This is a genomic window from Mycobacterium sp. 1245111.1 (genome assembly GCF_001673405.1).
In the GTDB taxonomy this organism is placed as follows: Bacteria; Actinomycetota; Actinomycetes; order Mycobacteriales; family Mycobacteriaceae; genus Mycobacterium.
Window position 1 is genome coordinate 1 of the sequence record NZ_LZLV01000006.1, and the last position, 10,021, is coordinate 10,021.

Below are 10,021 nucleotides of genomic sequence, written 5' to 3' on the forward strand. Positions count from 1 at the left end.
GGGCCTGGTGATGTGGGCGTTCCAGCAGGCCGGCCGCGCTGCCGCACTCCAGCCAGGCGCTGGCACACGGTGGACGAGTGGATCATCAGGCCGTCACCGATATAGAGGCCCGCGTGCGAGGCATCGGAGTAGAAGGTCAGCACGTCACCGGGCTGCAGGTCGGACAGCGCGACCGGCTGTCCACCGTGTGCCAGCGCCTGGCTGGAGTGCGGCAGCGCGATGCCGGCCTGCTGGAACGCCCACATCACCAGGCCCGAGCAGTCGAATCCACCGGGCGCGGCGCCACCCCACGAGTAGGGGTCGCCGACCCGCGTCAGTGCGGCCTGAACGGCGATCGCGCCCTGACCGGAGCCGGGCCCGGCGCCCGGTCCACCGGGTTGTCCGCCACCGGGCGGCAGCGCGTCGGGAGCCGGGGCCGCGGCGGCGGCCAACGCGGCCGGCGGCGGAGGCGGCCCAGGCGCGGCCAGTTCGGTGCGCTCGTGCGGGCTCAGCGCGAGGTACTGCGACTTGACGATGCCGATCTGCAACTGCAGCCGGCTTTGCTTGGATTGCAGGCTCGCGCGCACCGCTGCGGCCTGCTCGGCCGCGGTCTTGGCGTCGGCTGCCGACTTCGCCGATTCCTTCTCGGCTTTGGCGGCCTCTTCACGGGTGGCGCGGTAGGTTGCCATCTGCTGCAGCATTGCGGTGGAAATCACCCGCGACACGGCCAGTTTGCCGATCAACTGCTGCGGCGATTCGGCGGTCATGATCGCGCTCATGCCGTCGGTGCGGCCGCCCATGTACATCGCGGCGGCAAACTTGTCGACGCCAGCCTGGAAGGTTGCCAGTTTCGATTTCGCGGCGTCCGCCGCTGCGACGTCATCGGTGTGCTTCTTTTCGGCGGCCTTCTGCGCTGCCAGCTTGGTGTTGAGGTCGAGCTGCGCGCTGTGCATCGCCTCGGTGGTCTGCTCGGCCTGCCTCGACAGCTCGTTGAGCTTTGCCATGCCATCGTTGGCCGGATCGGCCAGCACATCGCTGGCGGCCACCCCGGAGAGAGCGACGAATCCGGCTAGCGCGGCAACAGTCACGCGCTGAGCGACGCGCAAATAAACGCGTCCACCTTTTAGCCCTTTTCGCAAAACGTTGAATCCTTAAAACCCGCCGGCGCGACAGCCGGGTCTGCTTTAGGTCTCAGATAGGTTACGAAACGGCTTCGAGGTTGTCCAACTCTGGATTGTTAAGAAAACAGCAAGATTTCAAGCTAACGCCGTTAGGCGACGCCCGGTCGCGGGCGATGGATGGGCACCAGGCGCAGTCGCGGTGCCATCCCCGCGTCGGCAAGCACCTCGAGTGCCGCGCGTTCGTCCTCCAGCAAAGTTTCCGGTACCCCGAGTATCACGCTGACGACGCAATCCCGACATCCGGGACCGCGGACCGCGCAGTCGTCACAGTCGATGACCACCGGTTCTGCCGAGTCGGGCGGAACGACCGCCGTCCGTTCAGGCTCGCTGCTGAGCGCCATCTGGCCGCTCCTTTCTGTCGTGTCGATCGGTCTCGTCTGCGACGCTAACCGCCGGCACCGACAAGTTGTGGGCGTGAGCCGCCGGCGATGTCGGTGCATCTGGCTAATGTCGCCGCCATGGCCGCCCCCGCCGCCGAGCAGCTGAGCCTCCCCGATCTGGACGGGGCGGCCGAAATATCGCTGCGCGAAACCACTTTCGTCGTTGTCGACCTGGAAACCACCGGCGGGCGGATGAGGGGCAGCGACGGTGGGCCCGCCGACGCCATCACCGAAATCGGCGCGGTGAAAGTCCGCGGCGGCGAGGTGCTGGGCGAGTTTGCGACCCTGGTCGACCCGCAGCGCAGCATTCCACCGCAGATCGTCCAGCTGACCGGGATCACCACGGCGATGGTCGGTGACGCCCCGAGGATCGCCGCCGTGTTGCCGATGTTCCTCGAGTTCGCCCGCGGCGCGGTGTTGGTCGCCCACAATGCCCGCTTCGACATGGGCTTTCTGCGGGCCGCCGCCGATCAGTGCGGCATCCCGTGGACGCGGCCGCCGACGCTGTGCACGGTCCAGTTGGCCCGCCGCGTCTTGAGTCGCGAAGAGGCGCCCAGTGTGCGGTTGGCGGCCCTGGCGAAGCTGTTCGCCGTCGCCAGCGAGCCCACCCACCGGGCGCTCGACGACGCCCGGGCCACGGTCGAGGTGCTGCACGCACTGATCGAGCGAGTCGGCAACCAGGGCATTCACAGCTACGCCGAGTTGCGGTCCTATCTGCCCAACGTGCCACCGGCTCAACGCGGCAAACGGGTGCTCGCGGAAGGTCTCCCGAGACGGCCCGGGGTGTATCTGTTCCACGGTCCGGCCGACGAAGTGCTTTACGTCGGCACAGCAATTAACTTGCGGCGCAGGGTAAGTCAGTATTTCAACGGGTCAGATCAGCGGACCCGGATGAAAGAGATGGTTGCGCTTGCCGTCCGGGTCGAGCACGTCGAATGCGCGCATGCGCTCGAAGCCGGCGTGCGGGAGCTGCGGCTGCTGAGCGCCCACGCGCCGCCCTACAACCGCCGGTCGAGATTTCCGCAACGCTGGTGGTGGCTGGTGCTGAGCGACGAAGCCTTTCCCCGATTTTCGGCGGTGCGCACGCCGCGCCACGACCGCGCGATCGGCCCGTTTCGATCCCGCGCCGACGCCGTCGACACCGCAGACCTGTTGGCGCGCTTCACCGGTGTGCGCACGTGCACCAGGCGGCTGGCCCGGGCGGCGCTGCACGGTCCGGCCTGCCCGCAACTGGAAGTGTCGCCGTGTCCAGCCGGCCGCGACGTCACCGCGGCGCAATACGGCCCGACCGTCGACGCCGCCGCTGCACTGATCGACGGTCTGGACAACGCGGTGCTGGCGGCGGCCGCCCGGCGGATCGCGGAGCTCGCCGGGCGTCAGCGCTACGAGAGCGCGGCCCGGTTGCGCGACCACACGGTCGCCACCGTCGAGGTGTTATGGCGCGGTCAGCGGCTGCGCGCGCTGGCCGCGCTGCCGGAGCTGGTGGCCGCCGCGCCGGACGGCGCGGGCGGCTGGCAGCTTGCCGTCGTCCGGCACGGTCAGCTCGCGGCGGCCGGGACCGCCCGCCGCGGCGTTCCGCCGATGCCGGTCGTCGAGGCGATCGAGGCCGGGGCGCAGGTAATCCTGCCCCAGGCCGCGCCGCTGGGCGGCGCGCTGGTCGAGGAGACGGCGCTGATCGCGCGCTGGCTGTCGACCCCGGGGGTGCGCATCGTGCGGACCAGCGGCGACCAAGGTTGGTGCTCGCCGCTGCGGTCGGCCGGCCCGTGGGCCGGATGGGCGGCGGCGGCGCGCTCAGCGCGGGTGGCGGCCGAGCAGGCGGTCGCCGGCCGCGACTCAGAGCTGCTGACCGAACCGCACCCAACGCGCGAGCAGCTGTTCGGCCGCCCCGCTGTCGATCGCCTGGGTAGCGCGGCCGAGGCCGTCTTCCCACGCCGGCAACCACTCGGCGCGGCTGGATAGCCCGGCATGGGCCACGATCGCGCCCGCGGCGTTGAGCACGACCGCGTCGCGGACCGGACCCGTGGTGCCGGCCAGCACCGAACGCGCCGACTCGGCGTTGGCGACGGCGTCCCCACCCTTCAAGTCCTCGATATCGGCGCGGGCGAACCCGAAGCCGGCGGGATCGAATTTCAGCTTGTCCACCGTTCCGGCCTGCACCCGCCAGATCGTGCTCGTCGTGGTGGTGGTCAGCTCGTCGAGGCCGTCGTCGCCGTGCACCACCAGCACGCTGGACTGCCGAGCCGCGAAAACTCCGGCCATCACCTCGGCCAGGTCGGCGAATGCACAGCCGATCAGCCCGGACCGCGGCCGCCCCGGATTGGTAAGCGGCCCAAGCAAATTGAAAACCGTTGGCACGCCGATCTCACGCCGAACCGCCGACGCGTGCCGATACGACGGGTGAAACTGCGGCGCGAAGCAGAACCCGATTCCGATCTCGGCGACACTGCGCGCGACGTCGGCGGGGTCCAGGTCGATGCGGACGCCGAGCGCTTCCAAGGTGTCGGCGCCGCCGGCCAACGACGACGCCGCCCGGTTGCCGTGTTTGACCACCGGGACGCCGGTGGCCGCCACCACGATCGCCGCCATTGTGGACAGGTTGACCGTGCTGACGCCGTCGCCGCCGGTCCCGACCACGTCGACGGTGTCGGTCCCGATCGCCTCGGTGGGCAGGCGACGGCCGTGCTGCAGCATCACGTCGGCCAACTCGGCCACTTCCGCCGCAGTCGGCGCCTTCATCTTCATCGCCACGCCGAAGGCCGCGAGCTGCGCCGGTGTCGCGGACCCCGTCATGATCTGCTCCATGGCCCAACCCGCCTGTCCGCGTGGCAGATCCCGGCCCGAGGTCAAAACCTCGAGGACCCGCGGCCACGACAGCGCCGCTGCAGGGGGCCGGTCAGAGGGCCCCGACGATGACGCCGCCACGCTGCAAATGCTCCCACGGCGTCAGGGCCGCTGCGGCAGCCAGGGTTGAGCCTGGCATGAGCGGTCAAAGGGATGTGAATATCACGCGCCAAATTGCCGCCCCGGGTAGAGGACGACAACTACAAAGCGTCATACTTGCGGATGTGACGAGTGCGGTAGGGACCTCGGGTACAGCAATCACGGCGCGAGTACATTCGCTCAACCGCCCGAATATGGTCAGTGTTGGCACCATAGTGTGGCTTTCCAGCGAGTTGATGTTCTTTGCTGGACTGTTCGCGTTCTACTTCACCGCGCGGGCGCAGGCCGCCGGCAATTGGCCGCCGCACCCGACCGAGCTGAACCTGTATCAGGCAGTGCCGGTCACGCTGGTGCTGATCGCGTCGTCGTTCACCTGCCAGATGGGGGTGTTCGCCGCCGAGCGCGGGGACGTGTTCGGGCTGCGCCGCTGGTATCTGCTGACCTTCGGGATGGGACTGTTCTTCGTCCTCGGCCAGGCCTACGAGTACTACCACCTGATGAGCCACGGGACCACGATCCCGAGCAGCGCCTACGGCAGCGTGTTCTACCTGGCCACCGGCTTCCACGGGCTGCACGTCATCGGCGGGCTGATCGCGTTCATCTTCCTGTTGGCCCGCACCACGATGACCAAGTTCACCCCCGCGCAAGCCACCGCGTCGATCGTCGTCTCCTACTACTGGCACTTCGTCGACATCGTCTGGATCGCGCTGTTCGCCACGATCTATTTCATCCGATGAGCAGCAGGGCAGAGAACAGGAGTGCTCGGTTGAAGAAACTGGGGTTGACCCGATCGCTGAGTGACCGGGCGCGTCGTCGCCTGCACCGCCGGCTGTCGGCTGGACTGCTGCTGGTGTTCGCCCTCGTGGTGGCCGGCGGACTTGCGGCCGTCCTGACGCCCAGCCCGCAGGTGGCCGTTGCCGACGAGTCGTCGTCGGCCCTGTTGCGCAACGGCAAGCAGCTCTTCGACACCTCGTGCGTGACCTGCCACGGTGCCAACCTGCAAGGCGTGCCGGACCGCGGGCCCAGCCTGATCGGCGTCGGCGAAGCCGCGGTCTACTTCCAGGTATCCAGTGGCCGGATGCCCGCGGTGCGCGGCGAAGCCCAGGCGATGCGCAAGGAGCCGATCTTCGACGAGTCGCAGATCGATGCCCTCGGCGCCTACGTGCAGGCCAACGGCGGCGGCCCGACCGTCGAGCGCAACGCCGACGGCAGCCTCGCGATGAGCTCGCTGCGCGGCAACGACCTCGGCCGCGGCGGTGACCTGTTCCGGCTCAACTGCTCGTCCTGCCACAACTTCACCGGCAAGGGTGGCGCATTGTCGTCGGGCAAGTTCGCTCCCGAGCTGGAGCCGGCCAACGAGCAGCAGATTCTGGCCGCGATGCGCACCGGGCCGCAGAACATGCCGAAGTTCTCCGACCGCCAGCTCTCGTTCGACGCCAAGAAGGACATCATCGCCTACGTCAAGAACGTGACCGAGACTCGCAGCCAGGGCGGAAACGGCCTCGGCGGTTTCGGCCCCGCGCCCGAGGGCATGGTGATCTGGATCGTCGGGATGGTCGCCCTCATCGGTGCGGCGCTGTGGATTGGGGCGCGATCATGACAGACGAACACAAGGGCACCCACCCCACCGAGGACGAACTGAGCGCGATGTCGCGTGAGGAACTCGTCGCGTTGGGCGGCAGGCTCGACGGCGTCGAAACTGTCTTCAAGGAGCCGCGCTGGCCGGTCGAGGGCACCAAGGCCGAGAAGCGCTCGGAGCGCCTCGTCGCCATCTGGCTTCTGCTCGGCGGTTTGCTGGGGCTGGCGCTGCTGCTGGTGTTCTTGTTCTGGCCCTGGGAGTACCAGCCGGAGGGTTCGTCGGGCAACCTGGCGTACTCGCTGGCCACCCCACTTTATGGCCTGACATTCGGCGGTTCGGTGCTGTGCATCGCGATCGGTGCGGTGCTGTATCAGAAAAGGTTTATCCCGGAAGAGATTTCGATCCAGGATCGCCACTACGGCGCGGACGGATCGGATGAGATCGACCGCAAGACGGTCGCCGCCAACCTGACCGATGCCTTCGAGGGTTCCACCCTGCGTCGGCGCAAACTGATCGGCTTGTCGCTGGGCGCGGGCCTCGGCGCCTTCGGCCTCGGCACCCTGGTCGCGTTTGCCGGCGGCCTGATCAAAAACCCGTGGAAACCGGTCGTGCAGACCGCCGACGGCAAGAAGGCCGTGCTGTGGACGTCGGGCTGGACACCCCGCTACCACGGCGAAACCATCTACCTGGCCCGCGCCACGGGCGAGGAGTCCAGCGCGCCGTTCATCAAGATGCGCCCCGAGGATCTCGACGCCGGCGGGATGGAGACCGTCTTCCCGTGGCGCGAGTCCGACGGCGACGGCACCACGGTGGAATCACACGAGAAGCTCACGCGAATCCTGGCCGCCGTCCGAAACCCGGTGATGTTGATCCGCATCAAGCCCATCGACCTGCCCAAGGTGGTCAAGCGGAAGGGCCAGGAAAGCTTCAACTTCGGTGAGCTGTTCGCCTACACGAAGGTGTGCTCGCATCTGGGTTGTCCCGCATCGCTGTATGAGCAGCAGGACTATCGCATCCTCTGCCCGTGCCACCAGTCGCAGTTCGACGCCTTGCACTACGCGAAGCCGATTTTCGGCCCGGCCGCGCGCGCTCTGGCCCAACTGCCCATCACCGTTGACGCCGAGGGGTACCTAGTCGCCAACGGCGATTTCATCGAACCTGTCGGACCGGCATTCTGGGAGCGCAAAACAACATGAGTCCGAAACTGAGTCCCCCCAGCATCGGCGAGATCATGGCGGACCAGGGTAACGCTGTCGACTCGCGTTACCACTTGTCGGCCGCCACCCGCCGCCAGCTCAACAAGGTCTTCCCGACGCACTGGTCGTTCCTGCTCGGCGAGATCGCGATGTACAGCTTCATTGTGCTGCTGCTCACCGGCGTATACCTGACGCTGTTCTTCGACCCGTCCATGCAGGACGTCACCTACAACGGCGTCTACCAGCCGCTGCGTGGTGTGGGGATGTCGAAGGCGTTCGCGTCGGCGCTCGACATCAGCTTCGAGGTGCGCGGAGGCCTGTTCGTCCGCCAGGTCCACCACTGGGCGGCGCTGCTGTTCTCCGCATCGATCATGGTGCACCTGGCCCGCATCTTCTTCACCGGTGCCTTCCGCCGGCCGCGTGAGGCCAACTGGGTCATCGGTTCGCTGCTGCTGATCCTGTCCATGTTCGAGGGCTACTTCGGCTACTCGCTGCCCGACGACCTGCTGTCGGGTATCGGCCTGCGCGCCGCACTCTCGTCGATCACGATGGGCATGCCGGTGATCGGCACCTGGCTGCACTGGGCGCTGTTCGGCGGTGACTTCCCGTGTGGCGGTGCGGGAGACGACTGCACCGCGGCGGGCTACATCATTCCGCGGATGTACGGTCTGCACATTCTCTTGTTGCCGGGCATCATCCTGGCGCTGATCGGTCTGCACCTGGCGTTCGTGTGGTTCCAGAAGCACACCCAGTTCCCGGGCCCCGGCCGCACCGAAAACAACGTCGTCGGGGTCCGCGTCATGCCGGTCTTCGCCGTCAAATCCGGCGCCTTCTTCGCGCTGACCACCGGTGTGCTCGGTCTGATGGGCGGTCTGCTGCAGATCAACCCGATCTGGAACCTGGGCCCCTACAAGCCATCTCACGTCTCGGCAGGATCTCAGCCCGACTTCTACATGATGTGGACCGAAGGCCTGGCCCGTATCTGGCCGGCCTGGGAGTTCTACCCGATGGGCCACACCATCCCGGCCGTGGTCTGGGTGGCGATACTCATGGGAGTGGTCTTCGGGCTGCTGATCGTCTACCCGTTCCTGGAGAAGATGGCCAGCGGCGACCACGCCCACCACAATCTGCTGCAGCGTCCCCGTGACGTGCCGGTGCGAACCTCCATCGGCGCGATGGCCATCGCGTTCTACATGGTGCTGACGCTGTCGGCGATGAACGACGTCCTCGCGCTGAAGTTCCACATCTCGCTGAACGCGACGACTTGGATCGGCCGCATCGGCATGGTCGTGCTGCCGCCGATCGTCTACTTCATCACCTACCGGTGGTGCGTCGGACTGCAGCGCAGCGACCGCGCCGTCCTCGAGCACGGCGTCGAAACCGGCATTATCAAGCGGCTTCCACACGGCGCCTACATCGAGCTGCACCAGCCGCTCGGCCCGGTCGACGACCACGGCCACCCGATTCCGCTGGAGTACCAGGGCGCTCCGGTCCCGGTGAAGATGAACAAGCTCGGCTCCGGCGGCTCCCCCGGCTCCGGCAGCTTCCTCTACGCCGACCCGGCCGAGGAGGACGCGGCTCTGTCCGAAGCCGCCCACGCCTCTCACCAACGCTCCCTCACCGCGCTGCGGGAGCACCAGGACGGCAGCAACGGCTCGTCAAACGGCCACGGCTCGACGAACGGCCACCACTAAAAAGCTCGGCTGATCGCGGCTTCGGGTAACCGGAGCCGCGATCATTTGCATGCCTCGGACCAGTCGAATTTGCCTGAGCGGCAACAGAATCAGGCGAGCATGCCGCGAAGTTGACGCACCTGACGCCAGGGCACCAGCGGCATCACCAGCGTGATGGTGCCGGCGATCGCGTAGCCGGTCCACGAAAGGCCGTCGTGGCCGATCGCCATCGCATACGTCGCGGCGGCCACGGCAAGCAGCGCCCCGCCCATGGTCCCCATCAGCGCGACGGTGCCGCGCAGCCAGAAGCGATCGACCTCGGCGTCGGGCAGCGCCGGCCGTTGCGGGGCGATCCGCTCGGTGGCGCCGTGGGACATACCCGCCATCGGCCCCGACCTGATCGACCGTGCACTCACCGTTCGCGCCGGTGAGCCGGCCGAGCGGGCCGCCGGTGCCTCCCGAGTCATCCGGCGGGCGCGCAGCAGCATGGGAATCGCCGCCAGGATGATCAGCGCGGAGATGATGATGATCGCGTAAAGCACCGACGAGGTGTGCGGATTACCCTTCGCGGAGTGAAAGCCCCGACCCAGGTCCATCAAGGCGACCAGCGCGGCGACGCTCATCCCGACCAGCGCCAGCCAGACGGCCGCGCACGATCCGATGAGGATGCGATCGGAAGTCGCAGCGGCGACCTTGCCGCGCGTCCCCCAGGCGTGGGAGCTCTTGTCGGTCATCAGCAGTTGACCTGAGGCTGGTTGTTCTCGTTGGCCGACAACACCGTTCCGTCGCTGGCAGTGACCTTGCAGTTGAGCTTGCTCAACCGCAGCAGGCTGGACGCCTCGATCGAGCCGACGTCGGACGCCGAGATCGGGGTGAGCGTGATGGTCCACGGGATGTAGACGTTGGACAGTGTCCGCCGCATCCCCGAGGCATCGGTATAGGTGATCGTGATCTGGTCGAACGGCGCCTTGGTGCCGGTCACCGAATACGTGTACTGCTTGGGCCCGGGCGGCGCGGGTGGGGGCGCGGGTGCCGGCGGCGGAGCCGGGGCCGGCGCCGGTGCGGGCGACGGCTCAGGCGCTGGGGCCGGGGG

8 protein-coding genes and 3 pseudogenes are annotated in these 10,021 nt (G+C 67.8%); 6 read left to right on the plus strand and 5 right to left on the minus strand.

Annotated features, from left to right (window positions below; all coding sequences use genetic code 11):
* Window positions 1-77 (plus strand): annotated as a pseudogene (locus A5658_RS29240) (hypothetical protein); the annotation flags it as partial.
* Here the strand turns inward: A5658_RS29240 and ripC are convergent.
* Window positions 69-1,118: pseudogene (ripC, locus tag A5658_RS01630) on the minus strand (peptidoglycan hydrolase RipC); the annotation flags it as partial. The pseudogenes A5658_RS29240 and ripC overlap by 9 nt on opposite strands.
* A gap of 131 nt (window positions 1,119-1,249) precedes the next feature.
* Window positions 1,250-1,501, minus strand: a complete 252-nt coding sequence (locus A5658_RS01635) for a hypothetical protein (RefSeq protein WP_067330282.1) — start codon at window positions 1,499-1,501, stop codon at window positions 1,250-1,252.
* A gap of 117 nt (window positions 1,502-1,618) precedes the next feature.
* Between A5658_RS01635 and A5658_RS01640 the strand changes: the two are divergent.
* Window positions 1,619-3,436: pseudogene (locus tag A5658_RS01640) on the plus strand (DEDD exonuclease domain-containing protein); the annotation flags it as partial.
* Here the strand turns inward: A5658_RS01640 and trpD are convergent.
* Window positions 3,374-4,462 (minus strand): anthranilate phosphoribosyltransferase, encoded by a 1,089-nt coding sequence (gene trpD / locus A5658_RS27250; RefSeq protein ID WP_082992875.1) that lies wholly within the window; start codon window positions 4,460-4,462, stop codon window positions 3,374-3,376. The pseudogene A5658_RS01640 and the gene trpD overlap by 63 nt on opposite strands.
* Window positions 4,463-4,605: 143 nt before the next feature.
* On the opposite strand from trpD, the gene A5658_RS01655 reads away from it, so the two are divergent.
* From A5658_RS01655 to A5658_RS01670, 4 genes are read left to right on the plus strand one after another with little or no spacing between them, the layout of a single operon-like run.
* A complete protein-coding gene (locus A5658_RS01655) occupies window positions 4,606-5,217 on the plus strand; it encodes a heme-copper oxidase subunit III (protein ID WP_082992876.1) in 612 nt (203 codons plus the stop codon).
* A 29-nt stretch (window positions 5,218-5,246) separates the two neighbouring features.
* A complete protein-coding gene (locus tag A5658_RS01660) occupies window positions 5,247-6,080 on the plus strand; it encodes a cytochrome c (RefSeq protein ID WP_067330294.1) in 834 nt (277 codons plus the stop codon).
* Complete coding sequence (locus tag A5658_RS01665; protein WP_067330301.1) at window positions 6,077-7,255, plus strand: ubiquinol-cytochrome c reductase iron-sulfur subunit; 1,179 nt, start codon at window positions 6,077-6,079, stop codon at window positions 7,253-7,255. The genes A5658_RS01660 and A5658_RS01665 overlap by 4 nt, the downstream gene beginning before the upstream one ends.
* Window positions 7,252-8,949, plus strand: a complete 1,698-nt coding sequence (locus tag A5658_RS01670; RefSeq protein ID WP_067330297.1) for a cytochrome bc complex cytochrome b subunit — start codon at window positions 7,252-7,254, stop codon at window positions 8,947-8,949. The genes A5658_RS01665 and A5658_RS01670 overlap by 4 nt, the downstream gene beginning before the upstream one ends.
* 89 nt (window positions 8,950-9,038) lie before the next feature.
* Here the strand turns inward: A5658_RS01670 and A5658_RS01675 are convergent, their stop codons facing one another.
* Complete coding sequence (locus A5658_RS01675) at window positions 9,039-9,662, minus strand: DUF2561 family protein (protein WP_156751202.1); 624 nt, start codon at window positions 9,660-9,662, stop codon at window positions 9,039-9,041.
* Window positions 9,662-10,021 (minus strand): MmpS family transport accessory protein (locus A5658_RS27255; RefSeq protein WP_255361301.1); only part of this gene is annotated, 360 nt, incomplete at its 5' end. The genes A5658_RS01675 and A5658_RS27255, both read right to left, overlap by 1 nt.